The following is a 26,921-nucleotide window of genomic DNA, read 5'->3' on the forward strand; positions in this document are numbered from 1 at the left end:
AAAATTCATGAAAAAAATGACCGCACTTTTAAGCACAGGCTTACTCTTATTCAGCACTCATGCCCTTAGTAAAGAAAAAGTCACCTTATTACTGGATTGGTTTGTAAACCCAGACCATGCCCCACTCATTGTGGCACAACAAAAAGGCTTTTTTGCTCAACAAGATTTAGAGGTGGAAATTATTGAGCCAGCCGATCCTTCCATGCCACCTAAATTAGTGGCAGCAGGAAAAGCAGATTTAGCAGTGGATTATCAACCGCAACTACAACTTGCTGTTGCAAATGGCTTACCCCTTGTGCGAGTGGGCACGCTCGTTTCTACGCCACTTAATTCAATTACGGTGTTAGATAATGGCAAAATCAATAGCTTGGCAGATTTAAAAGGCAAAAAAGTCGGTTATTCGGTGAGTGGCTTTGAAGATGCGTTACTGAATACAATGTTAAGGCACGCTGGTTTATCTGCAAAAGATGTAGAAAAAATCAATGTGAATTGGTCGTTATCGCCATCACTGATTAGTGGAAAAGTGGATGCAATTATCGGCGGCTTCCGCAACTTTGAATTGAACCAACTGAAATTAGAAAAACAGCCAAGTAAAGCCTTCTACCCTGAAGAACATGGCGTTCCCCTTTATGATGAATTGATTTTAGTGGCACATAAAGACAATATGCCAAAAGCAAAAATTGATAAATTTCTGACCGCTCTTGAGCAAGCTACCACTTACACGCTCAACCACCCAGAACAAGCTTGGCAAGATTATTTGAGCTACAAACCGAAAGAGCTTGATACGGAATTAAACCGCCTCGCTTGGAAAGACACCTTGCCACGACTTGCCCTTCGCCCTCGTGCCTTAGATAGCGTGCGTTATGAAAAAATGGCGGCATTTTTAAAACAGCACCAACTTACCGATAAAGTGCTACCACTCTCAGACTATGCAGTGGAAATCAAATAAGGAAATCCTATGAACTCTCAATTTTTAGCTAAATTACGCCAGCGTAACCCTTTAATTCACAACATTACCAACATTGTTGCGGCGAATTTTTCCGCCAATGGTTTATTAGCCATTGGTGCATCGCCAATGATGTCTGCGTGCATTGAAGAAATGGAAGAGATGCCGAAATTAAGCCAAGCCCTTGTGATCAATATCGGCACGTTAATCGGCAAAGATGTTGAAGCAATGGTATTAGCAGGCAAAACTGCCAACCAAGTGGGGATTCCTGTGGTGCTTGACCCTGTTGGCGTTGCCGCTACCACTTTTCGCCAAAAAACGACCGCTCTCTTACTTGAGCAAGTGCAATTTAGTGCCATTCGAGGCAATGCGGGCGAATTAGCCTATATTGCTGGCGTGCAATGGTCTGCCAAAGGCGTTGATGCAGGTAAAGGAAATGCCGATCTTGCTGAAATTGCACATTTGGTTGCACGAAAATATCAATGTATTGCGGTGATCAGTGGCGAAACAGACTACATTTCTGACGGCACTCGTCTTGCTAAACTTAACAATGGCACACCGATGTTCCCAAAAATTACCGCTTCAGGTTGCTTACTCAGTGCTGTTTGTGGGGCGTTTTTAGCGGTGGCTGAGCCTAAGGAGCATTTCGATGCTTTAGTGGAAGGTTGTTCAGCTTATGCCATTGCGGGTGAACTCGCGGCACAATCTTTAAGCCCAACGCAATTAGGGCAATTTACGGTTGGTTTATTGGATCAGCTTGCCAGTCTCACCGCAGAACAAATCAATCAATATGCGAGGATTTCTTATGAGTAAGATAGCGATTGCGTTAACTATTGCAGGCTCGGATAACAGCGGTGGTGCGGGTATTCAAGCAGATTTAAAAACCTTCCAAATGCAAAATGTGTTTGGTATGACGGCAATCACCGCCGTTACCGCCCAAAATAGCTTGGGCGTTTATGATATTCACCCTGTTCCTTTGGCGACTATTCGCTCACAGCTCAAAGCGATTGCGAAAGATTATCAAGTGTCAGCCTTGAAAATTGGCATGCTTGGCAATGCAGATATTATTCAATGCGTGGCGGAAGAATTGGAAAAATATGATTTCGGCAAAATCGTGCTCGATCCAGTGATGTACGCCAAAGGTGGAGCTGCATTGCTAGAACCTAACGCTGTTGATGCCTTACGTTCCTTATTATTGCCAAAAACGGAAGTGATTACGCCGAACTTACCTGAAGCAGAAGCATTAACAGGTGTTCAGATTGTTGATGATCATACCGCTCGCCTTGCTGCTGAAAAATTATTGGCAATGGGCGTAAAAAATGCGGTGATTAAAGGTGGACATAGCCAAAATTCACAAAGTGATGTGTGTCGAGATTGGTTATTCACCCAAAATGAATTGTTGGAATTTGACACGCCACGTTTTGACACACCTCATACCCATGGCACAGGTTGTACTTTTTCCGCTTGCATTGCAGCAGAGTTAGCCAAAGGCGAAAGTGTGCAAAGTGCGGTTAAAACGGCGAAAGATTTTATCAGTGCCGCCATTAGCCACCCGCTCAATATCGGGCATGGTCATGGACCAACAAACCATTGGGCGTATTCGCAAAGGGGAAAATAATGCAACAAAAATTTGATATTGCCGCTGCGATGCGTTTGTATTTTATTGCAGGAAGCCAAGATGTGGCACATCTTGCAGGCGATCCCGCTAACAATTTACTTTCTGTCTTAGAACAAGCCTTAAAATCGGGCATTACTTGCTATCAATTTCGTGAGAAAGGCAAAAAGGCGTTGCAAGATCCCGCTGCTTATAAGGCGCTTGCCATCGCTTGTCGTGACTTATGCCGCCAATACAACGTCCCTTTTGTAGTTGATGATAACGTTGCTTTAGCCATTGAGATTGAAGCGGACGGTATTCACGTGGGGCAAACGGATATGCCCCCTCATCAAGTAAAACAACTTTGTGGCGGAAAATGTTTTGTAGGAACGTCGGTGAATACCCTTGAGCAAGGGCTGAAAGCACAACAAGATCCAAACGTGGATTATTTTGGCGTTGGTCCGATCTTCCCAACCCAATCGAAAGAAGATCCCAAACCTGTGGTTTCCCCTGAATTTATTACGCAAATTCGGGCAAATCAAATAGATAAACCCATTGTAGCGATTGGCGGTATCAAAGCCAAAGATGTGGCGATGTTAAGGGAAAAAGGGGCGAATGGCGTGGCAGTGATTTCTGCCATTGCTCAAGCTAAACATATTGAACAAACAGTGAAGGAATTACTGCAATGAAAAATAACCCAGCACGTACCGCAGTCGCTACCATGGTAGGCACAGCGATTGAATATTTTGATAACTACATCTACGCCATGGCAGCGGTGTTAGTGTTCAATTTGCAATTTTTTAACAGTAGCGACCCGCTTGCAAATGATCTCTACGCCCTTTCCACTCTTGCCTTAACCTTCTTTGCTCGTCCAGTAGGGGCAATTTTATTCGGGCATTTTGGCGATAAAATTGGACGTAAGAAAACCTTAGTAGCTTCTCTACTCTTAATGGGCATTTCCACCATTGCTATTGGCTTACTACCGACTTACAGCGACATTGGCATTTGGGCAACTTTGTTCCTTTGTTTATGTCGAGTGGGGCAAGGGATTGGACTTGGTGGCGAATGGGCTGGTGCAGCATTGGTTGCAGTGGAAAATTCACCAAAAGAAAAACGAGCTTGGTATGGCATTTTCCCACAATTAGGTGCACCTATCGGCTTACTTTTAGCAAATGGTGCTTTCTTCTTAGTGGGGGCGATTTGGGGGCAAAAAGCCTTGGTTGAATGGGCATGGCGTATTCCGTTTTTATCTTCCGTTGTATTGGTGATTATCGGTTTATATCTGCGTGCCAAACTCAACGAAAGCCAAGTTTTCCAACAGGCAGAAAAACAGGGAAAAACCGTTGCCGTCCCTTTCAAAAAGATTTTTACCCATCATCTCAAGCCGTTTACGGTGGGTATGCTCATTGCCGCATCGGGTTATGTGTTGTTCTACATTTTGGTAGCCTTCGCCCAACTTTATGCTAAAAATGCCCCAACTATTTCCGAAGCAGGTCACGCTCTTGGCTTAGGTATTCCAGCCAGCACCTTTACCCGTTTATTGCTGATTACCTCTGTGATTTTCGCTATCGCTATCGCTTTGTCGGGTATTTATGCACACAAAATCGGACGCCGTAATCTGCTGTTATGGTCAACCATTGCTATGGCGATTTTCGGGCTTTGCTTACCTTTCTTCTTAGAAAACGGCACCGCAACCAGCCTATTCTGGTTCTTAACCATTGGTTTTATTATTCAAGGCTTAACTTTTGGGCCAATGGCAATCCTGTTACCCGAACTCTTCCCAACGGAAGTACGTTATTCAGGTGCAGCATTATCTTATACAGTGGCGGGCATCGTTGGCGGCAGCGTGTTTACGGTCTTTTCTGTAAAAATCAATGCCAATTTCGGCTTAATTGGCATTGGTATTTATCTCGCCGCCATCTCCGTTATTTCTTGTTTAGCCTTATGGCGTTTGCAAGAAACCAAGCAGTTGGAGTTGGCGGAGATTTAGTTTTTGTCAGCATAAAAGTGCAGTGAAATTTATAAGCCAGTTAAAAATTTAACTGGCTTTTTTATGAACAGGTTGTGTTGATTGTAGTTAAATGTTCTTTGGTTGTGGGACTAACACTAAGTTAAACGCCCCTAAGATTTTTTGAATAGTCTCAAAACGTGGTTTGCTACCTTTGGAAAGCGTTTTATATAGACTTTCTCGTCCTAATCCTGTTTGTTTGGCTAATTCTGCAATCCCCCTTGCTCTCGCTACATCATTCAAGGCTTCTAAAAATTCATCTTGATCACCTTCTCGCAATACTTCTGTTAAATAAGCTTGAATAGTTTCTTCATCAGTAAGAAATTCTGCCACATCAAAAGAGCGTAAGCCGTGCTTTTCTGCCATTTCTTCGTTAATGTCTATGTCAATTTTTACGTTTTCCATTTTTATCCCCAATTTGTTTTAACTCTATCCATAATGCGGTAGCTTTATCAATATCCGCTTGTTGTTTGGATTTATCCCCGCCGTGTAGAAGAATGTAGATAATCTCGCCTTGTTGTGCGTAGTAGATACGATAACCTTTCCCTGTATCTACCCGCATCTCGTAAATACCACCTGTACCTGTTAGCAATTTATGATCTCCAAAATTGCCTTTTGTTGCATTTTTAATCCGTCTAGCCACGGCAGCTTTTGCTATTGGATTTTTCAGGCTCTCCAACCATTGAGCAAAATTATCTGTAATGATGATTTCATTAGTAGTCTGTCCAGCCATCTTGCCCCCATTAACATCACGCCCTTTGATTGTATCCGAACAGATACAGCAAGACAAGCACGCGATGACTTATTCTAAACAACGTATTTTTAATACAATCCTTAATTTGATTTATGTCGTATTAGGAGAGATGAAAGTGCGGTAAAATTCACCGCACTTTTAATTTCTGCTATCATAACGCCCAAATTAACTAACCGATTAAATCAAATGCGTATTCCTCGAATTTACCACCCCACTTCTTTAGAAAATCAACAAAATTGTCAACTCAGCGATGATGCTGCAAATCATGTCGGTCGTGTTTTGCGTATGCAGGTAGGCGAGCACATTGAGCTATTTGATGGAAGTAACCATATTTACCCAGCAATTATTACTCAAGCTAGTAAAAAAGCGGTTGAAGTGGAAATTCTTTCTCGTCAACTTGATGATCGGGAAAGCCCGTTATTTATTCATTTAGGACAAGTGATTTCTCGTGGCGAACGTATGGAATTTACGATCCAAAAATCTGTGGAATTAGGTGTCAATGTGATTACTCCATTATGGTCTGAGCGTTGCGGCGTAAAACTTGATGCGGAACGTATGGAGAAAAAAATCCAGCAATGGCAAAAAATTGCAATTGCCGCTTGTGAGCAATGTGGGCGTAATGTGGTTCCTGAAATTCGTCCATTAATGAAGTTACAAGATTGGTGCGCCGAACAAGACGGTACTTTAAAACTTAATTTGCACCCAAGAGCTCAATATAGTATCCGCACTTTACCTGAAATTCCTGCTCAAGGCGTGCGCTTATTAATCGGCTCGGAAGGTGGGCTTTCTGCTCAAGAAATTGCACAAACAGAAACCCAAGGATTTACTGAAGTGTTACTTGGCAAACGTGTTTTACGCACAGAAACAGCCGCACTTAGTGCTATTACAGCGCTACAAGTTTGCTTTGGCGATTTAGCTTAAGATAGAAAAATGGTGCAAGTTAATCTGAACTGCACCATTTTTATTTCAACTCATTTTTCAAAACACTTTATTCAGCAACGCTTCCACTTGGCTTACGACGTTTACCAATATTTTTGCTGTCTTTATGGCGAAGTTTTTGTTTTTTCTTTTGCGCTGCTTTTTTCTTTTCTTCCAATTTAGTTTTAGCACGTGCCTTTTGTTTTTTACTCACCGTTTTTATCTCGCCATCTTTTGGCGGATTAGTTCTTGGTTCTAAACCTTCAATGATACGAGGTTTGAGCAATTCTTCGGTATAACGTTTGATTTTGCCCAATAATTTATAATCATGGGCTTCAACAAAAGAAACTGCGGTGCCTTTTTTGCCCGCTCTTGCCGTGCGCCCAATACGGTGTAAATAAGTATCCGCACTATACGGCAAATCAAAATTCATCACATGGCTGACATCATCAATATCAATACCACGAGCCGCTACATCCGTGGCAACTAACACTGTAACCACGCCATTTTTCAATTTATCAATAGCATTATTACGTTGTGTTTGTGCCATCTCCCCTTCTAAATAAGTGCTACGAATACCACGTTTGCGTAAAGTTTCTGATAGTTCACGCACATCTTCACGGCGACGCACAAAGACAATACCGCGACTGACTTGCTCAGTTTCAATAAAACGCGCAAGCAATTTAATCTTGTGCTCATTGCTATCTGCATGGTAATACCATTGATTAATTTTTTTCCGCTCACGGCGACTTGGTTCTGCATCAACTTGCACAGGATTGGTCAACAAACGAGAGGCAAAATCTATTAATAACTCGCCTTCAAGGGTTGCGGAAAATAATAAAGTCTGCTTACGCCAGCGTGTTTCCGCCGCAATTTTTTCCGCATCCTGCCCGAATCCCATTTGTAACATGCGATCTGCTTCATCAAAAATCAGCATTTCTACCGCTCGACAATCAAAGTTCTCTTCTTTTATGTATTGCAATAAACGTCCCGGTGTTGCCACCACAATATCTTGGTTTTTATTAAAAACTTCGCCATGATTTTGATAAGCAACGCCGCCGGTAATAGTGGCAATACTTAAATTGGTAAATTGGGCTAATTCTTCCGCTTGTTCCGCTACTTGCATCGCTAACTCACGAGTTGGCGTAAGCACTAAAATACGTGGCGCACCCGGTTTACGACGGGGATAATCCAATAAATGCTGAATAGCTGGCAATAAAAAAGCGGCCGTTTTTCCTGTGCCCGTTGGTGCTGAACCTAATACATCTCTCGCCTCCATAATGGCTGGAATAGCATCAAGTTGAATAGCAGTTGGTCGAGAATAGCCTTTTTTTGCAATGGCTTTTAATAATTGAGGGGAAAGATCGAAATCTTCAAATTGCGCTGAAGTCATATTTATCTATATTAAAGAATTGGTATTCAAAAAAAATTGTGGCAAATTATACCGCACTTTGCCCTTAAAGTGCGGTCAATTTTCAGGATATTTATGACAAAGCAATTCATCACAAAAAAGCAAGGCTTTACCTTTAAACAATTTCATATTAATCAGGATCAATGTGCGATGAAAGTGGGTACTGATGGGATTTTACTGGGGGCATGGGCCAACATAGCACAAGCTAACCGCTTATTAGATTTAGGCACAGGAACGGGCTTAATCGCCTTGATGCTAGCGCAAAGAACTGCCGAACATTGTCGTATTAGCGCAGTTGAACTGGATCCGCAAGCCTATTTACAAGCGCAAGAAAATTGCAAGCAAAGTCCTTGGGCAAAGAAGATCCAAGTTTTCCAGCAAGACATTATGGCTTTTGCACAAGATTGCAGGCATAAATTTGATGTGATTACCGCTAATCCTCCTTATTTTGCGCAAGGGATAGATTGTGCCAATGAACAACGTAATTTAGCACGCTATACCCTAGCTCAGAGTCATTTAGATTGGCTCCATGCAGCTGAAAAACTCTTAAGCCCACAGGGCGAAATTCATTTCGTATTACCCTTTGAGGCTGGAAAAAGTCTGCAAAAACAAACCGCACTTTTTTGCATGAGAGAATGTGAAGTGATTACCAAAGAAGGTAAAACGCCACAGCGTTTATTGTTGAGCTTTAGCCGAAACGCACAGCCTTGTGCGAAAAGTCAGTTGCTGATTTATGATAAGAACAATCAATATAGCGCAGAATTTAAAGCATTGACCCAAGATTTTTATTTGAAATTTTAAGTAGAAATTCGCTGTTATTTTTTAAATTTAGACCAAATTTTATCTTCTTGCCCACGCCATAAACGTTGGATATTTTCATGGTGGCGATAAACCAGCAAACAGCAAACTAAAGCAACGGGGAAAGTAAATTCTGGTTTAAACCACCACACATAAAAAGGCACAGTTAGCGCAGTGACCACCGCACTTAAAGATGAATAACCGCTAATAATAAAAACGAAAAACCAAGTGCCAAGCATTGATCCCACAACGCCCCAAGCAATTGGCGCAATAGCACCGAATGCAGTGGCAACGCCTTTGCCACCTTTAAACTTAAAGAAAACCGGGAAAATATGTCCCAAACAAGCACCTAGCGCTACCATGCCTAATTCAAAATGAGTTAAACCGAGATAATATCCAGCCCAAACGGGTAACATGCCTTTTAGAATATCGAAGAGTAAAACCGCTAAAGCCAGCCAACGACCACCAATTCGCAAGACATTTGTTGCACCTGGATTGTGTGAGCCTTGTTCACGAGGATCACCAAGTCCCGCAAGACGACAAATTAAAATAGCACTAGAAATCGAGCCTAATAAATAAGCTAATAGCATATAAATAATTGCAAACAAACTCATCATCAGCTCCAAGTTGCTAGAAAAGAAAATTTTTGTTCGTCTATTGTACATAAACTTGATAGCATAAGCCTAATAGAATTTTACTCATCGGAGCTACAATGACAGATAAAATATTTATTGAAGGATTAACCGCACTTGCCCAAATTGGTGTTTACGATTGGGAGCAACAAATTAAACAAAAATTGATTTTTGATATTGAAATGGCGTGGGATTGTCGCCAAGCAGCGCTCACAGATGATGTGAATTATTGCTTAAATTATGCGGAAGTGAGTGAATTTATTTTGGATTATGTACAATCCCGTCCTTTCTTATTAATTGAGCGAGTAGCTTATGAAGTGGCACAACAATTAAGAGAAAAATTCAATATTTCTTGGCTCAAACTAAAATTAAGCAAGCCTAAAGCTGTGGCAGAAGCCAATAATGTAGGCATTATTATTGAGCAAGGAAAATTGCCAAATTAACTTTTAACTGCCAACTCCAACAACTGTTCCAAATTAGTCATTTCTGAGGTTGGCAACAATTTAGCTTCAGGGAAATCGTTGAGGGATTTTCCTGATAAATTAAGCCAAACCGCCTGACAGCCAGCCTGAATTGCACCTTGTACATCAGTGACTAAATTATCTCCCACATGCAAAATTTCCTCTGGTTTTAAATTAAATCGTTGCGCAGTTTGCCAAAATAAATCGCCATGTGGCTTGGCTCGTCCATGTTCACCGCCACGCAACACCCAGTCAAAATGGTCAAAACCAATGCGCTCAGGTTCAACATTCCCATTGGTAATTACTGTCAATATAAAGTGCGGTTTTAATTTTGCTAGCACAGTAAAACTTTGTTGTGGTACAGCAACCTTATGGCGCCATTGCACAAAAACAGCCATGCTTTGAGCTGAAATTTGTTCAATTTCCACCGCACTTTTGCCATGAAAAGTTAACAATTGACGAATAGTAGCTAAACGCCAAGCCACCACATCTTCACATAAAAGCGGATCTTGTTGTTCCACTCGTTTCTTCCAAACTTGCCAATAACTCAAATCCAGTTGTGGAATTTGGCTTTCTTGTTGCAAACTGGCGACAAAATTCAACTCAGCTAAACGGATCACCTCTGAATTATCATAAAGCGTATCGTCTAAATCAAAACTAATGAGTTTGAAAGGTTGTAAAGAGCGGTAATATTTCATCTCGTTTTCCTGTGATTATTTCTTGCGTTTTGCACGAGGATGCGCACTATCATAAACCTGCGCTAAATGTTGAAAATCCAAATGGGTATAAATCTGGGTAGTAGATAAATTGCTATGCCCCAATAATTCTTGTACCGCACGCAAATCTGAACTATTTTCCAACATGTGAGTGGCAAAAGAATGGCGTAATTTATGGGGGTGCAGATGTCCGTTTAAGCCTTGGCGAATACCCCAAATTCCCATACGTTTTTGAATAGAATTGTGAGAAATGCGATTACCTAATTGACTCACAAACAAAGCATCATCTTTTGGATTAAATAACAACCGCACTTTTAACCATTGTTGGATTGCATGGGAAGCATAACGCCCAAAAGGTAAAATTCGCTCTTTGTTTCCTTTACCAATGACACGAACCTCACGCGAGCGCAGATTGATACTATTCAAATTCAAGCCTTGCAACTCAGACAAACGCAAACCCGAGCTATACATCAATTCCATCATGGCTTTATCACGCAAATCAATAGGCTCTTTACTCGCATTATTAAGCAACTGTTGAACCTGTTCCACATCCAGATTTTTTGGGAGATGTTTCCCTTGTTTTGGTGCGGAAATGCCTGTGGCTGGATTAACTTGTAATTCCCCTTGCACAACCAAATAACTTAAAAATTGGCGCAATGCGGATAAGCGTAATGCCAAACTTTTTTCATGTAGCCCGTCCTTACGACTTTGAGCTAACACAAAACGTACTACACTTGGCGTAATCTGTTGCCAAGATTGAATATCATTCTGTCGCAAAATCATCACAACTTTTTCCAACTGGCGCTGGTAATTGATGAGCGTATGTGGACTAAGTTGCCGTTCAATACGCAAGTAGTTGTAATATTTTTGCAACAGATGCTCCATAATTTGCCTCTACATTTGCTTGATTAATCTTTCAGTTTCCATTTTACCAAACGTTCAACGAGTGCCAAAAACTCACTTCTTTCTCCATGATCTAATTGGCTCAATAAACGCTCCAATGTTCTGGCTTGATCCATAGTTCGATTACTACTATCTGTGAGCAAATCTGCTACCTCACAATGAAAAATCTCGGATAGTTCTACTAAACGCAACACTGTTGGCGTGGTTTTACCCCGCTCCATACGAGATACTGCATCATTGCTCATATCCAAAATTTCCGCTAATTGAGCTTGTGTTAAACCGCTTGCTTGCCGATATTTTGCAATCGCCTGACCAATTTGTTCCATCAACTGTCGATTTTTATCTGTCATCGCTTTCCCCTCGTTAGAATGGGGAAATAATAGACATTGACTTTTATCTATAAATAGCCAATCATACTTACATTAGATGTAAAAAGTCTATAATTCTATTTTCTCAAAATTTTTAAAAAATTTTTTCAAGACGACACAACCTGACATGCAATGCAATTTCGAGTCTGGTAAAGTTATACCATCCTTAACAAGAAGGAACACAAAGAATGAAGAAAAACGAAATATTAGCCAAAAGAATTAGTATAATTCTAAATAAACTCAATCAGGGGATACGTCTTGATATTAACCAACTTGCTGAAGATTTTGAGACTTCCATTCGTACAATTCAACGTGATTTCAAAGATCGCCTCAATTTTTTACATTGGAAAGAGGAAGGCCCACGCTACTATCAATTAGATCGCCAAAAATCAGGTTTTCTCACTGAAGAAGATATTCAACGTTTTGCTGTTTTTGCCAGCGTATCTGATTTATTTCCCAAAATCGACCGCACTTTTTACCAAGAAAAATTACTACAAAGTATCCAAGTAAAAGGGCTGCAATATGAAGATATTAATGGCAAAGAAAAAGAGTTTGAACAACTCAATCAAGCCATTAAAAATCATCAAGTGATCAGTTTTAGTTATTACAAAAACAGCACTAAGCAAAGCAAATTCTACCAAGTTTGTCCTTATAGTCTTACCAACAAAAATGGCATTTGGTATTTAATCGGCACCGAGCAAAACAAACAAAAAACCTTTTGTTTTACTCAAATGAGCCATTTGCAAATTTTGGCAGAGCAGTTTGAACCTAATCAAAAGCTGATTGAGGAAATTCAAAACAATGACAGTATTTCTCACGGCAATCAAATCAGCGAAATTTTAATTAAAGTGTCCGCTTACGCAGCACCTTATTTTTTACGCCGAAACCTACTCCCAAACCAAAAATTAGTACATAAATCCGAAAACGGAGAACTGATTCTCTCCAGCGAAAATGTCAACGAACTCGACATAGTTCCACTTGTGCAATATTGGATACCGCACTTAGTGATTATTAGTCCGAGTGAAATGCAAAATAAAATGTTAGAGAAATTGCAACTGTATCTCTCTAGCCACAAAAGTATAAAATAGTCGAATTCAATACAACACAATTAGTTAACCTTAAGTGAGGAAATTATGTTTATTTTAGAAAATCAAAAAAATTTTATTGAATATACTGAAAAAGTAGAGAATGTTATTTCTCCTATTTCTGTCATTCAGAAAAAAGAAGATGGTCAAGCATTTAGCCAAATTGAAAAACTTAAATCACTTCAACAAAAAATTAAAAGTACTGAGTTAATCGTACCTATCGTAGGTGGCTTTAGTGCAGGGAAAAGCTCATTAATTAACTCTTTTCTAGGTGGAAATATTCTGCCAATTGGAATTCAACCAGAAACCGCATTACCTGCAGAATTAAGATACAGTACAACTGATTATATTGAAGCGGTAACAGCAAATAACAGAATAGATAAATATAATCTAACTGATTTTGACGTAATTAAACAAAAAATCAAATCTGAAGAGTACCGCTATCTTAAGATTTATCTAAATAACCAAAACCTAAAAGATATTCAACCATTAGTTCTAGTTGATATGCCGGGATATAGTTCACCAGTACAAGGTCATAACTCTGTAATTATGGATTATACAGCCAAAGGTATATTTTTTATTTTCTTAAGTTCTGTTGAAACTCAAGGTACGTTACAAGGAAATATCCTAGATGAATTAAGCATAATTAATGGAATTAACAAAGGGTTCTCATTCTGCTTGAGTAAAACAAATTTAAAAGCACCATCTCAAGTTGAAGAGATTAAATCAATTACATGATGTCATTGATAATTTTGACGAAAATGTTGTGTTATTAGATAACAATAGTGGTGAAAATCTGAAGAAAATTATTCAATCAATTAACCCAAATGAATTGTTTAAAAAGGTCTTTTTAGAGGAATTAGATGATAATTATATTGAGTCAGAAAAACTGATAAAAAAATATATTAACCATTTACAAAGAGACTCAGAAGTTCTTGAATTAGCAATTAAAGAAATTGAAGAAGGATTTCAAAGAATAGAACAACAAAAACAAAATGCTATTCAGGAAGTCAGATCACAAAATACCGAGCAAGCAAAATATTTTATTATCAATAAAGTCACTGAGACTATTATGGATAGAAGAGAATACTTAGCTCAATTGGCATTAAATAACAAATATCAATTCCAAGAGGAGCTCAATGAAACAGTAAGAAATAATCTCTCATGTGAGTTAAAAAAATATTTAAAAGAAATGAGTGATAAGGCAATTTATGATTTCCAATCAGAAATTGATTCATTAAATTTCTTAAAAGAATTTGATCCTAACCTTGTTGATGACATCGTGGCTAAAATTCAAAAAGATATTGAGAAATCTGATACGAGTATAGATCTTGGAGAAATAACTTCTGGTATAGCAACTCTAATTGGATTACTTGCAGGAACAGTTGGAGCTATTCTCAAAAAAGTTTTAGATGTATTAAATGCAATACCTATAATAGGTAGTATCTGGAACAGTCTATTTGGCTCTTCTAATGATGAAAGATACAAAGCAGAAGCTGCAAGACAAGAGGCTATTTATAAAATTGAGGACATTATTGCTAAAGATATTGTCATGAAAATAAAAAGTAGCCTTGAACGTGAAATTCCTAAAATTTTAACTAACGCCTTAGAAAGCATGGTTGCAACTATTGCAAATGAATTTAATCAACAACTGAAATCAGCTCAAACGGCACAAAAAGACGCTTTAGAAGTGAAAAATAAAGATCGAGCTTCTATTGAGCAAAATATTCAACAACTTGAAACCGTGTTATCTCAACTAGCTAATTTAAAACAACAATATCTAAAATAAGGGAGATTAATTATGTCTTTATTAACTAAAGTAAAGCATTTTGAAGACTTTGCGAATAAATATAAACATGAAAGCGATCTTTATTCCGAGATTAAACGAAATAGAGAACTAGAGTCTGTCGAGACTATTGAGAAACTGTTAAAAGAGTACCAAGATGATAATAAATTATTGCGAATTGGTATTGTAGGACGAGTTAAAGCTGGTAAAAGCTCATTATTAAATGCTCTTGTATTTGATGGTGAAGATGTTTTACCTAAAGCAGCAACACCAATGACAGCCGCATTAACAATTATGAAATATAGCCAAGAAATGCGTGCCGAAGTTGATTTTTTCACTGATGAAGATATAAGAAAATTAAAGGAAGAACATCAACAATATCAACAGAACTTCAAACGCTTAGAAGCTGAAGAAATGGAGGCTGAAAAAAAGAAAGATCCGAAAAGATCAGATCCAGCAAAAGCCAAAAGACGGGCAGAACGTAGAATAAAGGACTCCCCTTATGCTGCAAGTGCGGATCAATATGAGCGAATTTCGAAATCAGGGATTACTTCCGTCAGTAGCTTAAATGAATATCGTGATATTTATGCTGATTCAATGTCTGAACTTAATCAAAAACTATCAGACTTTGTGGGAGCAAATGGTAAATATATGCCATTTACCAAATCTGTTACACTTTATCTTCCAGAGCCAAAATTAGAGGGGTTAGAGATTGTAGATACTCCGGGAATTAATGATCCTGTTCAATCTCGAGGCAAACGCACAGAAGATCTTCTAAGCCAATGTGATGTGGTATTAATGGTATCTCCAGCTGGACAGTTTTTATCCGAGCAAGATACAGCGTTAATGTCAAACATGACAACGTCCAAAGCTATCGGGCATGTCTATTTAGTGGCTAGCCAATGTGATAATCAGCTATTTGGTAATGAATATGGCGATCACAATATTCAAAGTATCTTAGCAAATATACGCACAACTTTAGGCAAACATGCAACAGATACCCTATCCCAAGAGAAACAGAAATATCCTGATATGGAGCCTATTTTTGACCAATTTTGTCAAAATGAGTTAATTCTCACTTCTGGAGCCTGTTATGGATTGGCTAAATATTTAGCACAGCCAGAAAAATGGGACGAAACACAACAACATGTTTATAAATTGCTAAGTGGCAAATTTCCGCAAGAGTTTTCAACTCAAACGAAGAGTTTATCAACATTGAATATGCTATCTAATACGGACAGCGTACAAAAAGTGCTAGATATTGTTCATCAGAAAAAAACTGAAATCATCGCGGAAAAAACCACGAAATATCAACAAGCTCAATCTAATGCTTTAACGAATATGATTGAACTCTTACAAAATCTGTTACGAGATAAAGAATATGAACTAAAAAATTGTACCATTGAAACATTAATCGAAGAGCAAGCTCGTTTTGCTACGCTCAAAACCTCTGTGAATGATATTGTGTCATCAACATATCAAACTCATTCAACAAATCTACGAGATAGACTAGCTTCAGGTCTAAAAATAAGCCTCCAGCAACAAATGAATAAATTTGTTAGAGGATCAACCGAAAAAGGTTATACAGAACGTAGTGAATCTTACGAAGTTAAGGTGGGAGAAGAAAGCACATCAACTTGGTATAAGCCTTGGACTTGGGGAGATACAAGAAGTATCTATGAAACCCGTTATCGTACTGTAAGAGATGAATATAGTTATGTTAGAGCAACGCCAGTTCGTGAATCCATTTTAACTATTTTAGACATCTTAAATTCTCAGCTCACTAAAAAAGCCAATTCTGTTATAGAAGATGCTAAAGATGTACTCAATAAAGAATTGAGAAGTCAATTATATGTACTTGATAAGGATAATTTCAGTCCAAAACGAATTGAAAACATATTAAATCAAGTATTAGATAAATTGCCTAGGGCAGAATTTGAACTAGATTCTATGCCTTCTAGTTTGGATAAATATGGCGAATTAAGAGGCTATGAGGGGGATAAATTCTTACAAGAGGCTAGAGAATATATTTCTGAATTAGAAAGTAATATCCAAAATCAAATTGATGATTATATTCAGGATTTAAAGAAGAAATTGCAAAGAATTCATTTATCAAGATTATTTATTAGCACTTTCGAAGAAAAACTAGAAAACCTGAAAAGAGATATTCAAAATTCTGAAGCAAGAATTAAAGAATTCCAAACAATGCGTGATGAATTAAATCAAATCTAATTACTCTATTTGGTATAGAAATAATCTTATTTCTATACCTATTTTTCTAAAAGACGGCGGACTTATCCATGACTTTAAAGCATCAAATTGTAACTGAGGTTTTATTACCACAAAACTACTCTGAGCATATTAACCAATATTTATCAATTATTAATCAAGATTTTGTCCAGTTTACAGAGGTCAACAAACTAAAAAGAGCGGTAACTTTTTATAAAGAATTGTTAAATATCGGCGACTTACTAAAAGAGTTCGCCACATTACCAAAACTACACGAGAATAAGAAAATTGCTGTTGCAGGCAGTTTTAGTGCCGGTAAATCAGAATTTATTAGCAGTTTATTTTGCAATAAAGATATTCATTTACCAACGAGCATTGAACCTACTACGGCAATTCCAACTTATATTATTGATAGTAATGAAAATGCGGTTTATGCAAAGCAGTTTCTGGAGGGTGGTTTTGTTAATTTAACGGATATAGATAAAAATATTTATGAAAAATTTTCTCATAAATTCTTAAATGATGTTGAATTTAATATTAAAAGCATAATGCCTTATCTTTGCTTATCTACGCCATTAACTTATAAAAATATCTGCTTGCTTGATACGCCAGGATACAATCCATCATCAACTGGTGGTTATACCAATGAAGATAATCAATCTGCTTTTGATTTTTCACAAAAAGCCGACATATTAATTTGGGTCGTTGGTATTGATGTAAATGGAACAATATCTAAAAGTGATATTGAGTTTTTACAAAATATACAAGAAAAACAATCTAAACCACTCTATATCATATTAAATAAAGCTGATCTTCGCCCATTGTCGTCAATAGAAGACATAATGAATAATGTTGTTGAGCTACTAGATGATTTTGATATTGAGTATGAAGGTATTAGCGCTTATTCATCTATTAATCAGCAAGAATATGCTTACAACAAAAAATCTTTAAGTGAATTTTTTGAGGAATATGGCAAAGCTAATTTACAAACTAAAGAAGATGTTGTTTTAAATAAAATTACTCAAATTAAAGAAATGATTATTGAAGATAATAAACTTTCAAAAGCAACCCAAATGGAACTTAATAAAATCTTTGATAATATTTATTTATCTTTAGAAAAAGCATTTAATGCACCTTTATTAAAAGAAACTAAGAAGAATAAAGAAATTGAAGTCGAACCTAAAACACAGTTTAAGCTAACTCATATCATCATTATTCTTCTTATCATATTTTTCTTACTATATATTGGGATTTTTTAAACTATGCAAGAAAATGAATTAAAAGAACTTCGCTTAAAAGAAGATCTTATTTCTTTACTACTTAATGCTAAATTCGAAAATAATCAAGCCAATGAATATTTTCGTTTAATTCAAAATGATTTTATCTCTTTTGCTAACCAAGAATCTTCTTTAAAAGAAGAAGCTCAAGCAATTCTCAAATTACAAGAAATAGGTAAGGAATTAAATCTTGTTGCTTCAGAGCCTGAATTTTATAGTAAAAAAACAATAGCTATTGCAGGTGGATTTAGTGCGGGGAAATCGGAGTTTATTAGTAGTTTCTTTAATATAGATACCCTGCACTTACCTAGTGGAATTCAGCCAACAACAGCAATCCCTACTTATGTAATGGACAGTAAAGATTTATCTATTTCCATCAATGCCTTTAATCATAAAGGTGCTAAAGTTGACTTATTAAAAATTTCACCTGATTTTTATACAAATCTTTCACATAAATTTTTACAGAGTTTTAAATTTAACTTAAGAGACATCATGCCAAATGTTTTTATCTCTTTGCCGATGAAATTTAAGCACCTCTGTTTCATTGATACTCCAGGATATAACCCATCAGAAACCCACATGGGATTTACCGGTGAAGATATTTATGTCGCTAAGAATTATTCTAAAAGTGCGGATATTTTAATATGGCTTATTGGTTTAGATGCTAATGGAACTATTCCTAAAACAGACTTAGATTTCTTAACACAATTATCTGAGAATGATAAGAAGAAAATTTATGTAGTTTTAAATAAAGCAGATCTTAGACCAAAATCGAGTATTGAAGATGTTCTTGATACAGTCGAAGATACTTTAATTGATTATGATATTGAAGTGGAAGGTATTTCTGCATACAGTTCAATATTAAAAACTGAAATTGCCTATCGCAAAACAGCCTTATTTGGCTTTTTAGAAAGCGTAAATACCAGAGTAAATAAACATCATCAAATTTTACATAAATTATTTGAAGTTGATCGTATGTATCAAGTAGCGATTTTAACCAAAATAAAAGAATTCCAATATATACGAAAATTGCTAGATAAAGGAGATTGGTCAGGCAAAGAAATTGTTCGCCGTCAGTTAAGAAGGCATCTTTCCGTGTACAACACTCGTAAACAATTTGAATTATTGGAAGAGGTTATACTAAAACTTGAAAAAGCAATTAATAATGTATTCCATATTCAAGAAAATTCTTCTAAACGCAAAGTATTAGATTTAGAAGATGTGAATTATGTACCGCACTTTAAGGATGATGATTTTCAAAAAGCAACTAACTCCAAAGCATCTTCGAGACATAAACATAAGACTGTAAATCATAAAAATACAGAAAGATCTTCAGTTGCAACAGAAGCAGTAAACTCAAGTTCAGGCAATCAGGAAAAGGATATAACAACTATAGACTCTTGGCTTTTCCCTTTCCATAAACCTCTTTTTAATCAGGTTAATCAGGCTTTGAATTCATTTTCTGAAAAGAATAAAAATCAAGATAGCAATGCACCATCTAGATCAACAATTAAGGCTTGGAGTTGGCTTTTAGGCGGGAATGAACGAGATTGACATAAACTTTAGAGTGGTTCCAAATAATTTTAAGTTGTATAAAATTAAAAGGATCCGCTCTATTTCAGAACTAAACATAACAATATAAAACATTTCCAAATCAAAGAAGGAGCTAAGCAATGATCCCCTTTCAAAACCCCTTAATAGAAACCTGCCCTCACTGTAAATGGCAGAATAACTTCATCATAAAATCAGATTGTATTCCTGCGTTAGAAAAACATTGTCCTAAATGTGGGGAAAAAACCAAGTTAGTGGAATTAAGTACTTTAGAGAAGTTTATGCATTCTATTAAGAAAACGCCTATTTTCTAGAATATTAAAGTGTTTTTAATAAATTGAATTTTATTCATTGACTAATCCCCCCACTCCATTAAAATTCAATGTATCTACCAATGAATATACAAGAGGTTGTTATGTTGGAACAATTAACGATTAGTAAATGGGGAAATAGTACCGCTGTTCGCCTACCTAAAACGCTTTTGGCTAAATTTAACTTGACTGAAGGTGATGCCTTACGTTTGGTCGTCTCTTCTGATCAATCGAAATTAGTTTTTGAGCCTGTCTATAAAAATGCAGCTATTAAAGAGCGTCAATTTTCTCCACAAGATTGGCAACTAATCAGCGATTTACTGGATAATCCGCCTAAACCTAATGATCGTTTACTTAAAGCAGCCCAAGCCTTGAAGGAAAATTATCATGAGCTTTAATTGGCGAGAGGAAAAATTATCTAAGCAACATAATCGAGTAAACTTTGATTGTGGTAATGCTGATCTTAATCAGTTTTTACAAAAATATGCTCGTCAATCTCAGGATAGAAATTCCTCTAAAACCTATGTAGCCATTGATAATCATACTGAGCAAATCATAGGTTTTTATACTATTACGCTTAGTGCTATTTCTCCGCAGAAAGTCCCTTCGCATTTAAGCAAGCGTTTTGGTTCTCATCAAATTCCTTTATTTACACTTGCTCGTTTAGCTGTGGATAAAAATGCACAAGGAAAAGGATTAGGTGGGCAATTATTATTAAAAGCAGCTCAACGCTGTATGCTTGTTGCAGAACAAGTTGGCGGTGTTGGGTTGCTCATTGAAGCGAAAGATCAACAAGTGGCTAGTTGGTATCAATCTTTTGGTGCTACGCCTTTAATTGATGAACCTCTTTCTTTAATTTTACCTTTCCAAACGATAAAAGCGGTTTTGCTCTCTTTAGTGTATTAGCATAAAATAACGTCTGATACTCGGATAACTCAACAAGGAGAAAATCTATGGCAACCAGTTCATTTAGTCGAAATTTTGTCATTGCAGATGATAAAGAAGTGGATAAGTTAATTCACTCCTTAGAAAACCCAACAAAAGTGGTGTTGGAAAAACGTGATTTAGCTGAAGAAAAAAGAAGAAAAGAGAAGATCCTAAGTAAACTAAATGAATTCATCGGATCATTAACCCCCTAGATTAAGTGTAATATCCCACGTCTCTGAGACCTTTTTGGACAAGGAAAAACCATGCTAAATAACTTAAAAAACCAATATAAAGAAAATCGAGATCAGTACCATGATAACTTCCGCTTAAGAATACACCGCTCTTTAAGTTGGTTGAGTAAAGCTGAAGCGGAAGAAGATTTGGATATGAAATTTATTTCCTTGTGGATTGCGTTTAATGCTGCCTATGCGAGAGAAATTGACAATGCAACGGATCGTGCTATCGGCAATGAATTTTTAATACGTATTTGTTCTTTTGATAAAGAACAACAGATTTATGACTTAGTCTGGAAAAAATTCTCAAGCTCAATTCGTTTGTTATTAAATAATCAATTTGTTTTTCAACCTTTTTGGGATTTTCATAACGATAAAATTACACAAAAAGAATATCAACTTGCTGAAATTCGTGAGCGAGAAAAAATTCTTTCAGCCTTAGAAAATCAAAAAACAGCACAGATTTTAGGTGTGATGTTTAGCCGTTTATATACGTTACGCAATCAAATTGTACATGGCGGTTCTACTTACCAAAGCTCTGTAAATCGTAGTCAGCTCAAAGATGGCTGTGCAATTTTATCTTTTGTTATCCCTGCTATGCTAAAAATCATGTTAGATAATCATGCTAAAATTGATTGGGGAAAACCTTTCTATCCCGTCATTCAAGATTAAAACAAGCCGCATCAAAAGTGCGGCTTGTTTTACGATTATTTTCCAGCTAATACATCAACTAAAAAGACATTTTCAACTTGCTCAACGTCAAGGCCTGTGCCTACAACAATATTTTGTGCATTTGATGCGGTTTCTCCAATTTTTTCGGTAATTAACGCAAATTGCTCTAATGTTAGTGAGGTATCTGTGGTAAGAACAATTAATAGGTTTGTTGCTTCGGCTAAGTTTTGTTCATGTTTGCTAACAAACTTATCTAGTTCTATTTCAAGATTATTTACATTTAGTTCAGCTGAGTATAAATGACTAATACGTTGTTCTAAGCAATTTATGGCATCTTTTTTACCAATATTAATTAAACCGGAATTAATAAAAATAGATGAAATGGCTTGATAGAATTTAGGTAATTGCTCGGCTTGAAGATGAATTATGCCATTCACAGTTGCTTGATAATTATCCGTATTGATATTGTCATTTAAGGTCACAACATATAAATGCTCTGCGCTTTGTTTGAAATCCTTTACAAGTTCCAAATCTAATGATGAATTGAGTATCAAAAATGCTACTTGAGCCTTTGTTTGAGTTGTTCTTTCTACAAATGCATCATGAGATAACATTTCCATTTTAGAAAAATGGTCATCGTCCATTAACATTGCATCTGTATCAGCATTTTCTTCATGCTCAAGGACTAAAAATTGATAAGGTTGAGAGAAATCATATTTAAGTTCATTGCTCATAACTTAGCTCCTAAGTTGTTTGGTTAATTAATTGTTTTGCATTATAAAATAAATTATCCAATCATCTGCGACAGGTTGTGTCGGGTAGAAAAATTTTATGCTAGGGCATATCCTTTCTAAAAGTGCGGTCAGTTTTCAGCTATTTTCCAATAAAAATACTGAGCGAAAATAAATCATTATTTTCTGTTTCATTTATTTCTAGCCCTGTTGCCATGTTGACAATAGTATTGGGGGCATACTGCTGGATTTCTTCGCCTATCATTACAAACTGCTCTAATTTTAAGGCTAAGCCTGTTGTTATAACCGCTAGAATACTTTTTGCATTAAATAAGTTTTGTTTGTTCATATCCAGGAACTTGTGCAAGCTGCTTTCTAAATTACCTTCATTTAATTTGTAGGTATATAGCTTGCTAATCTGTCCCTCTAAGCATCGCCTAAAGTCCATAAGATCAATTTGGATAATGCCGTAATTAATACAAATAGATGAAATGGCTTGATAAAAATCTGGCAGTTGTTCTTCTTGAAGATCTATCACACCATCCGCTGCATGTTGATATTTGTAAGGATTAATCATGTCATTTATGGTTATTACATAAAAGGATTCTGACATAGGCCTAAAGTGAGCAACCCATTCAACATCAAGTGGGGTATTCATAATAAAAAAGGTAATCGCTGGTTTTATTTGAGCGCTTATTGAAACAAACTCCGCATAAGAAAGTATCTCCATTTTGGAGAGTTTATTACTTGAAGTTTTATCTTTGGTTAAAATGACAAACTGATAAGGTAGCATAAGGTTATTTTCAAGTATGGTATTCATTGAGCATTCCCCTGATTATAAATGATGAGCTATTTAACACTATACAATAAAGTATAAAATTTTTAGCGACAGGATATGTCGTATAGAAAATATCTCTTATTACCGTCTTTCTCTAAAAACAACTTTAAAACATTTTTTTTACAATAATTAAACACCTTGATTTAAAACAAACTTTATTCACTTTCTTAGCAAAAATCTTCTTTAAATACTTCTTTTTCATTTGGAGTATAGAGTAGAATACGCACGGATCATTTATTTCATTTTAATCATTTCTCGGAATATTCATTTTATAAAGAGGTTGGTTTTTCCACAAAATCCATAAAACCATTATTTTGGTCGATATATAAAACTAACCGCACTTCTCCCCTTTTCTCTTTGTTGATCTCATCAGCAAAGAAACAAAACTTAAAATTGTTAATTTAAATTAAATAAGGAGTCACTTATGAAAGGTTTCGCAATGATTGAAATTGGTAAAACAGGTTGGATTGAAAAAGAACGTCCAGTTTGTGGTCCATTAGATGCTATCGTTCGTCCTTTGGCTTTATCACCTTGTACATCAGATATTCATACCGTTTGGGCTGGTGCATTAGGTGAAAGACACAATATGATCTTAGGCCATGAAGGCTGTGGCGTGGTCGAAGAAGTTGGTTCATTAGTTAAAGATTTCAAACCTGGTGATCGTGTTATGGTTGCGGCAATTACGCCTGACTGGGGCTCAGTTGAAGCACAAGGCGGTTATGCAATGCACTCAGGCGGTATGCTTTCTGGTTGGAAATTCTCCAACTTTAAAGACGGCGTATTTGGCGAATTTTTCCATGTAAATGAGGCAGATGCCAATCTTGCTCATTTACCAGATTCCATTAGCCCACAAGAGGCTTGTATGCTTTCTGATATGGTGCCAACAGGTTTCCATGGCGTTGAATTAGCTGATGTTCAATTTGGCGATACAGTATTAGTGGTAGGTATCGGTCCTGTTGGTTTAATGTCTGTTGCTGGCGCAAACTTACGCGGTGCATCTCGCATTATCTGTGTTGGCACACGCAAAAAATGCCAAGAAGTTGCTCGTGGCTATGGTGCAACTGATTTTATTAGCTATAAAGATGGCCCTATTGATGAGCAAGTACTGAAACTCACTAACGGCAAAGGCGTAGATAAAGCCATTGTTGCTGGTGGTGAAGTAGATACCTTTGAACCTGTGATTAAATGCTTAAAACCAGGTGGTAAAATTGGTAATGTGAACTACTTAGGCGAAGGTATGTATGTGAATATTCCTCGTGTTGAATGGGGCGTAGGTATGGGTCACAAACAAATCAATGGTGGTTTAATGCCGGGAGGTCGCCGCCGCTTAGAAAAATTAGCGAGCTTAATTGAATGCGGTAAACTAGACGTGAAACCATTATTAACTCATGTATTCCATGGTTTTAAACATGTAGAAGATGCTGTGATGTTAATGAAAGACAAACCAGCGGATCTCATTAAACCTGTGGTCATTCTTGATTAATTTATGTATAAGGCTGGATATTTCCAGCCTTTCTTTTTCCATTTTATTTTCGGGTCACTTATGAAAATTATTCTTGTATCAGGCTTTCTTGGCTCAGGCAAAACCAGTTTTATTCAAGAAATGATAAAAAAAACGGGAAAGCGTTTTGCTATTGTAGAAAATGAATTTGGTACTTTAGGTTTTGACGGCGAGCTGCTTAAAAATCAAAATGAAGATCTCAAAGTATGGGAGCTGACTGAAGGCTGTATTTGTTGTTCATTAGGCTTGGATTTTACTTATTCTATTCTCACTATTGCCAATTCAATTAACCCCGATTACTTAATTATTGAACCAAGTGGCGTAGCATGGCCAAGTAAAATTATCCGCCAGTTAGAAAAAATTACTTACGAACAAATTCAATTTGCACCGCCAATTACGATTGTAGATGCAAAACATTTCCGTGAAAGTAAACAAAAATTTGCCGATTATTTTCGAGATCAGCTTGCTGTTGCTGGCACAGTGGTACTCAGTAAATCGGAAAACTTAGATACAGAAGATTTTTTATCCATTCAACAAGAACTTAACCTCAATGCACAAGTGCTTTTCCCAACAGAACATTACCAAAATTGGCAGACAGACACTTGGCTTAGCTTGCTTGAACGTGAAGTCAAAGTGGATGCCAAAAGTGATGAAAAACAAGTTTTCCTTTCATTCAAGCCTATTGCGGAAAAGCAAAAATCGGAATTAGAAAATATAGCCATTGAGCAGATAAATCTCGCCAGCATAGAACAACTGAGCCATAGTCTATTACTTCTTACTACTGGACTTTGCGGTAAAATCGCCAGAGTAAAAGGCTACTGCCAAATTCAGCAGCAATGGGTTAAGTTTGATTTAGTGGATAATGAATATGCCATAACAGGCTGTGAGCCTATGCAAAATCAAGGGGTTGTTGTGATTGGTATGGATTTGAAACCAGCGTTAATTCAAAACTTATTTAATATTCGCTAATGACTATTCATAAGAAAATACTAAAGCACCCGTGTAGTGTGGGCACTGGCGCTATCGGGGGTACTATCGAGGTTATTTCATATATAAAAGTAGCAACTTTATTAAGGCATATCTAATTTATCTAATAATTCATTTTTCATTTTAGAATAAATACTCTCAAATTCTCTTTCTTTTTCTCGACAACCATCATGATATAAATCCCAATCAAAACTTTTTAAGCATTCGGGTATAAGACTAATCCGTTTGCCATTAAGATATTGAGTAATGCTCCATTCATTTATATTACATTCATCATAAATAAAGAAATTATCTAATTTCTCTAATATAGGGGTTAAATCACTATCTCTTCTTATCAGTACATAAATAGTATTAAGATCCAACAAAATATCTATTCCAAAACAAAGATATTTCTTATTTTCTTTTATACTAGATGTGTTTTTTTGGAAACTAAAATCATTATTAATTATCCTTTTGCTTTTTATTTAACTATTGCATTTTTATTTTAAAATTATCAACTTCACCTTTTATTTTAAAGTCTCTAGTTTCATAATCAATTTTTCCCCCAGATGGCGCTCGTGTCCACACCACACGAGAGCCTTGCTATATCTAATTAGTGAAAGAAGCTCGTCATAGATAAGAGCTATTTTTGTAGCGTATTTCTAAACACATCTAAAAATAACATTTTGTAAAAATTGAATAAAGTAAACTATTCATAAGAAAATCCTAAAGAACCCGTGTGGACATGGGCGCTATCGGGGTTTTGTGATTAAGTATATCAAGTGCGGTGGGTTTCATATTAATTTTTCTATAACACATCATTTCATCATAAAAGCCCAACAATAATATTGGGCTTTTATAGTTTACAAAACACTAATCTTTTTCTCTCTTTTTTTCTCTATAACGCTCATTAATGATTTTATAGGTGAGTTTTTCTTTTAGTCTTTTTTCTTTATCATATTTTGAACCTTTTCCGTATTCAAAGTAGATAACATCACATTAATATCCATCACTTTTCAACTTTGGTGATGTTGAATTGTCATCACTAGTTATAATTTACTCCTATATACAAAATATAATGTCACAAAAAACAGGATTGTTAGAAAAACAACAGATTTTATATATACAACATCTAAAATAAAGTCATTTATAATGTCAATCTTGAATATATTTTGAGAAAACTCAATATTATTAATGACAGAAAAAATAACAAACATAAAAAAAAGAGAAAAAAAAGCAGAAAAAAAACTATAAACTAATAAAATAATCTTACTTTTCATTTTTTTCTGACCTCGTCCCAAATTC

Annotated in this window: 31 protein-coding genes; 20 read left to right on the plus strand and 11 right to left on the minus strand. The window is 36.4% G+C overall.

From position 1 onward, the window contains the following. The first annotated feature begins 7 nt into the window (after nucleotides 1–7). From B0186_RS09385 to B0186_RS09405, 5 genes are read left to right on the plus strand one after another with little or no spacing between them, the layout of a single operon-like run. The gene (locus tag B0186_RS09385; protein ID WP_078219126.1) at nucleotides 8–949 is read left to right on the plus strand and encodes an ABC transporter substrate-binding protein; all 942 of its coding nucleotides are present in this window, start codon (nucleotides 8–10) and stop codon (nucleotides 947–949) included. A 9-nt stretch (nucleotides 950–958) separates the two neighbouring features. Next, on the plus strand, nucleotides 959–1,759 hold the full coding sequence (gene thiM, locus B0186_RS09390) for a hydroxyethylthiazole kinase (protein ID WP_078219127.1): 801 nt from the start codon (nucleotides 959–961) through the stop codon (nucleotides 1,757–1,759). Continuing rightward, nucleotides 1,752–2,564, plus strand: coding sequence for a bifunctional hydroxymethylpyrimidine kinase/phosphomethylpyrimidine kinase (gene thiD / locus B0186_RS09395; protein ID WP_078219128.1), 813 nt, complete (start codon nucleotides 1,752–1,754; stop codon nucleotides 2,562–2,564). The genes thiM and thiD overlap by 8 nt, the downstream gene beginning before the upstream one ends. Further along, on the plus strand, nucleotides 2,564–3,229 hold the full coding sequence (thiE, locus tag B0186_RS09400; RefSeq protein ID WP_078219129.1) for a thiamine phosphate synthase: 666 nt from the start codon (nucleotides 2,564–2,566) through the stop codon (nucleotides 3,227–3,229). The genes thiD and thiE overlap by 1 nt, the downstream gene beginning before the upstream one ends. Then, nucleotides 3,226–4,530, plus strand: a complete 1,305-nt coding sequence (locus B0186_RS09405) for an MFS transporter (RefSeq protein ID WP_078219130.1) — start codon at nucleotides 3,226–3,228, stop codon at nucleotides 4,528–4,530. The genes thiE and B0186_RS09405 overlap by 4 nt, the downstream gene beginning before the upstream one ends. Before the next feature lie 87 nt (nucleotides 4,531–4,617). Here B0186_RS09405 and B0186_RS09410 read toward each other — a convergent pair whose 3' ends face one another. Beyond that, on the minus strand, nucleotides 4,618–4,914 hold the full coding sequence (locus tag B0186_RS09410) for an addiction module antidote protein (RefSeq protein ID WP_115073622.1): 297 nt from the start codon (nucleotides 4,912–4,914) through the stop codon (nucleotides 4,618–4,620). A 19-nt stretch (nucleotides 4,915–4,933) separates the two neighbouring features. After that, nucleotides 4,934–5,281: a type II toxin-antitoxin system RelE/ParE family toxin gene (locus B0186_RS09415; RefSeq protein WP_078219132.1), complete on the minus strand. Its 348-nt coding sequence runs from the start codon at nucleotides 5,279–5,281 to the stop codon at nucleotides 4,934–4,936. A 207-nt stretch (nucleotides 5,282–5,488) separates the two neighbouring features. Here B0186_RS09415 and rsmE point away from each other — a divergent pair, with 207 nt between their 5' ends. Continuing rightward, entirely contained in the window at nucleotides 5,489–6,223 is a 735-nt protein-coding gene (gene rsmE / locus B0186_RS09420) for a 16S rRNA (uracil(1498)-N(3))-methyltransferase (RefSeq protein WP_078219133.1), read from the plus strand. A 67-nt stretch (nucleotides 6,224–6,290) separates the two neighbouring features. Here the strand turns inward: rsmE and srmB are convergent, their stop codons facing one another. Then, complete coding sequence (srmB, locus tag B0186_RS09425) at nucleotides 6,291–7,613, minus strand: ATP-dependent RNA helicase SrmB (RefSeq protein WP_078219134.1); 1,323 nt, start codon at nucleotides 7,611–7,613, stop codon at nucleotides 6,291–6,293. Nucleotides 7,614–7,721: 108 nt separating this feature from the next. Between srmB and B0186_RS09430 the strand changes: the two genes are divergently transcribed. After that, nucleotides 7,722–8,432 (plus strand): tRNA1(Val) (adenine(37)-N6)-methyltransferase, encoded by a 711-nt coding sequence (locus tag B0186_RS09430; protein WP_078219157.1) that lies wholly within the window; start codon nucleotides 7,722–7,724, stop codon nucleotides 8,430–8,432. 14 nt (nucleotides 8,433–8,446) lie between these two features. Here the strand turns inward: B0186_RS09430 and plsY are convergent, their stop codons facing one another. Further along, nucleotides 8,447–9,043: a glycerol-3-phosphate 1-O-acyltransferase PlsY gene (gene plsY, locus B0186_RS09435; protein WP_078219135.1), complete on the minus strand. Its 597-nt coding sequence runs from the start codon at nucleotides 9,041–9,043 to the stop codon at nucleotides 8,447–8,449. A 98-nt stretch (nucleotides 9,044–9,141) separates the two neighbouring features. On the opposite strand from plsY, the gene folB reads away from it, so the two are divergent. Beyond that, the gene (gene folB, locus B0186_RS09440; RefSeq protein WP_078219136.1) at nucleotides 9,142–9,504 is read left to right on the plus strand and encodes a dihydroneopterin aldolase; all 363 of its coding nucleotides are present in this window, start codon (nucleotides 9,142–9,144) and stop codon (nucleotides 9,502–9,504) included. Here the strand turns inward: folB and B0186_RS09445 are convergent. The 3 genes from B0186_RS09445 to B0186_RS09455 are packed head-to-tail and all read right to left on the minus strand — an operon-like array spanning nucleotide 9,501 to nucleotide 11,491. Continuing rightward, the gene (locus B0186_RS09445) at nucleotides 9,501–10,220 is read right to left on the minus strand and encodes an HAD-IA family hydrolase (protein ID WP_078219137.1); all 720 of its coding nucleotides are present in this window, start codon (nucleotides 10,218–10,220) and stop codon (nucleotides 9,501–9,503) included. The two genes, folB and B0186_RS09445, sit on opposite strands and share 4 nt — an antisense overlap. 15 nt (nucleotides 10,221–10,235) lie before the next feature. Beyond that, nucleotides 10,236–11,123, minus strand: coding sequence for a tyrosine recombinase XerC (gene xerC / locus B0186_RS09450; protein ID WP_078219138.1), 888 nt, complete (start codon nucleotides 11,121–11,123; stop codon nucleotides 10,236–10,238). Between the two features lie 23 nt (nucleotides 11,124–11,146). Further along, complete coding sequence (locus B0186_RS09455) at nucleotides 11,147–11,491, minus strand: helix-turn-helix domain-containing protein (protein WP_078219139.1); 345 nt, start codon at nucleotides 11,489–11,491, stop codon at nucleotides 11,147–11,149. Nucleotides 11,492–11,697: 206 nt separating this feature from the next. On the opposite strand from B0186_RS09455, the gene B0186_RS09460 reads away from it, so the two are divergent. The 10 genes from B0186_RS09460 (at nucleotide 11,698) to B0186_RS09510 (ending at nucleotide 21,580) form a co-directional block, all read left to right on the plus strand. After that, nucleotides 11,698–12,597, plus strand: a complete 900-nt coding sequence (locus B0186_RS09460) for a WYL domain-containing protein (protein WP_078219140.1) — start codon at nucleotides 11,698–11,700, stop codon at nucleotides 12,595–12,597. 45 nt (nucleotides 12,598–12,642) lie between these two features. Then, a complete protein-coding gene (locus B0186_RS09465) occupies nucleotides 12,643–13,332 on the plus strand; it encodes a dynamin family protein (RefSeq protein ID WP_078219141.1) in 690 nt (229 codons plus the stop codon). Nucleotides 13,333–13,360: 28 nt separating this feature from the next. Next, complete coding sequence (locus tag B0186_RS09470; protein ID WP_143411956.1) at nucleotides 13,361–14,383, plus strand: hypothetical protein; 1,023 nt, start codon at nucleotides 13,361–13,363, stop codon at nucleotides 14,381–14,383. Between the two features lie 12 nt (nucleotides 14,384–14,395). Further along, nucleotides 14,396–16,612 carry a dynamin family protein gene (locus B0186_RS09475; protein ID WP_078219143.1) on the plus strand — a complete coding sequence of 739 codons (2,217 nt, stop codon included), beginning with the start codon at nucleotides 14,396–14,398 and terminating at the stop codon, nucleotides 16,610–16,612. 68 nt (nucleotides 16,613–16,680) lie between these two features. After that, a complete protein-coding gene (locus B0186_RS09480) occupies nucleotides 16,681–17,868 on the plus strand; it encodes a dynamin family protein (protein ID WP_078219144.1) in 1,188 nt (395 codons plus the stop codon). Nucleotides 17,869–17,871: 3 nt separating this feature from the next. Further along, nucleotides 17,872–19,440: a dynamin family protein gene (locus tag B0186_RS09485; RefSeq protein ID WP_078219145.1), complete on the plus strand. Its 1,569-nt coding sequence runs from the start codon at nucleotides 17,872–17,874 to the stop codon at nucleotides 19,438–19,440. A 412-nt stretch (nucleotides 19,441–19,852) separates the two neighbouring features. Further along, a complete protein-coding gene (locus B0186_RS09495) occupies nucleotides 19,853–20,146 on the plus strand; it encodes an AbrB/MazE/SpoVT family DNA-binding domain-containing protein (RefSeq protein ID WP_115073361.1) in 294 nt (97 codons plus the stop codon). Next, nucleotides 20,136–20,654 carry a GNAT family N-acetyltransferase gene (locus B0186_RS09500; protein ID WP_078219148.1) on the plus strand — a complete coding sequence of 173 codons (519 nt, stop codon included), beginning with the start codon at nucleotides 20,136–20,138 and terminating at the stop codon, nucleotides 20,652–20,654. The genes B0186_RS09495 and B0186_RS09500 overlap by 11 nt, the downstream gene beginning before the upstream one ends. 47 nt (nucleotides 20,655–20,701) lie before the next feature. Continuing rightward, complete coding sequence (locus B0186_RS09505) at nucleotides 20,702–20,887, plus strand: hypothetical protein (protein ID WP_078219149.1); 186 nt, start codon at nucleotides 20,702–20,704, stop codon at nucleotides 20,885–20,887. Nucleotides 20,888–20,938: 51 nt separating this feature from the next. Next, on the plus strand, nucleotides 20,939–21,580 hold the full coding sequence (locus B0186_RS09510) for a HEPN domain-containing protein (protein WP_078219150.1): 642 nt from the start codon (nucleotides 20,939–20,941) through the stop codon (nucleotides 21,578–21,580). Nucleotides 21,581–21,615: 35 nt separating this feature from the next. On the opposite strand, the gene B0186_RS09515 is transcribed toward B0186_RS09510, so the two are convergent. Together B0186_RS09515 and B0186_RS09520 are read right to left on the minus strand one after the other, a co-directional pair. After that, nucleotides 21,616–22,314: a hypothetical protein gene (locus B0186_RS09515; protein ID WP_078219151.1), complete on the minus strand. Its 699-nt coding sequence runs from the start codon at nucleotides 22,312–22,314 to the stop codon at nucleotides 21,616–21,618. 139 nt (nucleotides 22,315–22,453) lie between these two features. After that, nucleotides 22,454–23,131, minus strand: coding sequence for a hypothetical protein (locus B0186_RS09520; RefSeq protein ID WP_078219152.1), 678 nt, complete (start codon nucleotides 23,129–23,131; stop codon nucleotides 22,454–22,456). Between the two features lie 442 nt (nucleotides 23,132–23,573). Between B0186_RS09520 and B0186_RS09525 the strand changes: the two genes are divergently transcribed. Together B0186_RS09525 and B0186_RS09530 are read left to right on the plus strand one after the other, a co-directional pair. Next, nucleotides 23,574–24,632 carry an NAD(P)-dependent alcohol dehydrogenase gene (locus B0186_RS09525; RefSeq protein ID WP_078219153.1) on the plus strand — a complete coding sequence of 353 codons (1,059 nt, stop codon included), beginning with the start codon at nucleotides 23,574–23,576 and terminating at the stop codon, nucleotides 24,630–24,632. Between the two features lie 60 nt (nucleotides 24,633–24,692). Beyond that, complete coding sequence (locus B0186_RS09530) at nucleotides 24,693–25,619, plus strand: GTP-binding protein (RefSeq protein ID WP_158077976.1); 927 nt, start codon at nucleotides 24,693–24,695, stop codon at nucleotides 25,617–25,619. A 101-nt stretch (nucleotides 25,620–25,720) separates the two neighbouring features. Here the strand turns inward: B0186_RS09530 and B0186_RS09535 are convergent, their stop codons facing one another. Both B0186_RS09535 and B0186_RS11900 read right to left on the minus strand, forming a co-directional pair. Next, nucleotides 25,721–26,002, minus strand: a complete 282-nt coding sequence (locus B0186_RS09535) for a hypothetical protein (protein WP_078219155.1) — start codon at nucleotides 26,000–26,002, stop codon at nucleotides 25,721–25,723. Between the two features lie 663 nt (nucleotides 26,003–26,665). Beyond that, nucleotides 26,666–26,921: hypothetical protein (locus B0186_RS11900; RefSeq protein WP_211272439.1), on the minus strand; the 256-nt coding region annotated here is incomplete at its 5' end.

The sequence above is a fragment of the Canicola haemoglobinophilus genome, assembly GCF_002015075.1.
GTDB classification, from domain to species: domain Bacteria; phylum Pseudomonadota; class Gammaproteobacteria; order Enterobacterales; family Pasteurellaceae; genus Canicola; species Canicola haemoglobinophilus.

What these genes read in the sequence shown, in the direction of transcription:
- B0186_RS09385 (WP_078219126.1), top strand. Translation starts at nt 8, where the DNA reads ATGAAAAAAATGACCGCACTTTTAAGCACAGGCTTACTCTTATTCAGC.
- thiM (WP_078219127.1), top strand. Translation starts at nt 959, where the DNA reads ATGAACTCTCAATTTTTAGCTAAATTACGCCAGCGTAACCCTTTAATT.
- thiD (WP_078219128.1), top strand. Translation starts at nt 1,752, where the DNA reads ATGAGTAAGATAGCGATTGCGTTAACTATTGCAGGCTCGGATAACAGC.
- thiE (WP_078219129.1), top strand. Translation starts at nt 2,564, where the DNA reads ATGCAACAAAAATTTGATATTGCCGCTGCGATGCGTTTGTATTTTATT.
- B0186_RS09405 (WP_078219130.1), top strand. Translation starts at nt 3,226, where the DNA reads ATGAAAAATAACCCAGCACGTACCGCAGTCGCTACCATGGTAGGCACA.
- B0186_RS09410 (WP_115073622.1), bottom strand. Translation starts at nt 4,914, where the DNA reads ATGGCAGAAAAGCACGGCTTACGCTCTTTTGATGTGGCAGAATTTCTT.
- B0186_RS09415 (WP_078219132.1), bottom strand. Translation starts at nt 5,281, where the DNA reads ATGGCTGGACAGACTACTAATGAAATCATCATTACAGATAATTTTGCT.
- rsmE (WP_078219133.1), top strand. Translation starts at nt 5,489, where the DNA reads ATGCGTATTCCTCGAATTTACCACCCCACTTCTTTAGAAAATCAACAA.
- srmB (WP_078219134.1), bottom strand. Translation starts at nt 7,613, where the DNA reads ATGACTTCAGCGCAATTTGAAGATTTCGATCTTTCCCCTCAATTATTA.
- plsY (WP_078219135.1), bottom strand. Translation starts at nt 9,043, where the DNA reads ATGAGTTTGTTTGCAATTATTTATATGCTATTAGCTTATTTATTAGGC.
- folB (WP_078219136.1), top strand. Translation starts at nt 9,142, where the DNA reads ATGACAGATAAAATATTTATTGAAGGATTAACCGCACTTGCCCAAATT.
- B0186_RS09445 (WP_078219137.1), bottom strand. Translation starts at nt 10,220, where the DNA reads ATGAAATATTACCGCTCTTTACAACCTTTCAAACTCATTAGTTTTGAT.
- xerC (WP_078219138.1), bottom strand. Translation starts at nt 11,123, where the DNA reads ATGGAGCATCTGTTGCAAAAATATTACAACTACTTGCGTATTGAACGG.
- B0186_RS09455 (WP_078219139.1), bottom strand. Translation starts at nt 11,491, where the DNA reads ATGACAGATAAAAATCGACAGTTGATGGAACAAATTGGTCAGGCGATT.
- B0186_RS09460 (WP_078219140.1), top strand. Translation starts at nt 11,698, where the DNA reads ATGAAGAAAAACGAAATATTAGCCAAAAGAATTAGTATAATTCTAAAT.
- B0186_RS09465 (WP_078219141.1), top strand. Translation starts at nt 12,643, where the DNA reads ATGTTTATTTTAGAAAATCAAAAAAATTTTATTGAATATACTGAAAAA.
- B0186_RS09475 (WP_078219143.1), top strand. Translation starts at nt 14,396, where the DNA reads ATGTCTTTATTAACTAAAGTAAAGCATTTTGAAGACTTTGCGAATAAA.
- B0186_RS09480 (WP_078219144.1), top strand. Translation starts at nt 16,681, where the DNA reads ATGACTTTAAAGCATCAAATTGTAACTGAGGTTTTATTACCACAAAAC.
- B0186_RS09485 (WP_078219145.1), top strand. Translation starts at nt 17,872, where the DNA reads ATGCAAGAAAATGAATTAAAAGAACTTCGCTTAAAAGAAGATCTTATT.
- B0186_RS09495 (WP_115073361.1), top strand. Translation starts at nt 19,853, where the DNA reads ATGTTGGAACAATTAACGATTAGTAAATGGGGAAATAGTACCGCTGTT.
- B0186_RS09500 (WP_078219148.1), top strand. Translation starts at nt 20,136, where the DNA reads ATGAGCTTTAATTGGCGAGAGGAAAAATTATCTAAGCAACATAATCGA.
- B0186_RS09505 (WP_078219149.1), top strand. Translation starts at nt 20,702, where the DNA reads ATGGCAACCAGTTCATTTAGTCGAAATTTTGTCATTGCAGATGATAAA.
- B0186_RS09510 (WP_078219150.1), top strand. Translation starts at nt 20,939, where the DNA reads ATGCTAAATAACTTAAAAAACCAATATAAAGAAAATCGAGATCAGTAC.
- B0186_RS09515 (WP_078219151.1), bottom strand. Translation starts at nt 22,314, where the DNA reads ATGAGCAATGAACTTAAATATGATTTCTCTCAACCTTATCAATTTTTA.
- B0186_RS09520 (WP_078219152.1), bottom strand. Translation starts at nt 23,131, where the DNA reads ATGAATACCATACTTGAAAATAACCTTATGCTACCTTATCAGTTTGTC.
- B0186_RS09525 (WP_078219153.1), top strand. Translation starts at nt 23,574, where the DNA reads ATGAAAGGTTTCGCAATGATTGAAATTGGTAAAACAGGTTGGATTGAA.
- B0186_RS09530 (WP_158077976.1), top strand. Translation starts at nt 24,693, where the DNA reads ATGAAAATTATTCTTGTATCAGGCTTTCTTGGCTCAGGCAAAACCAGT.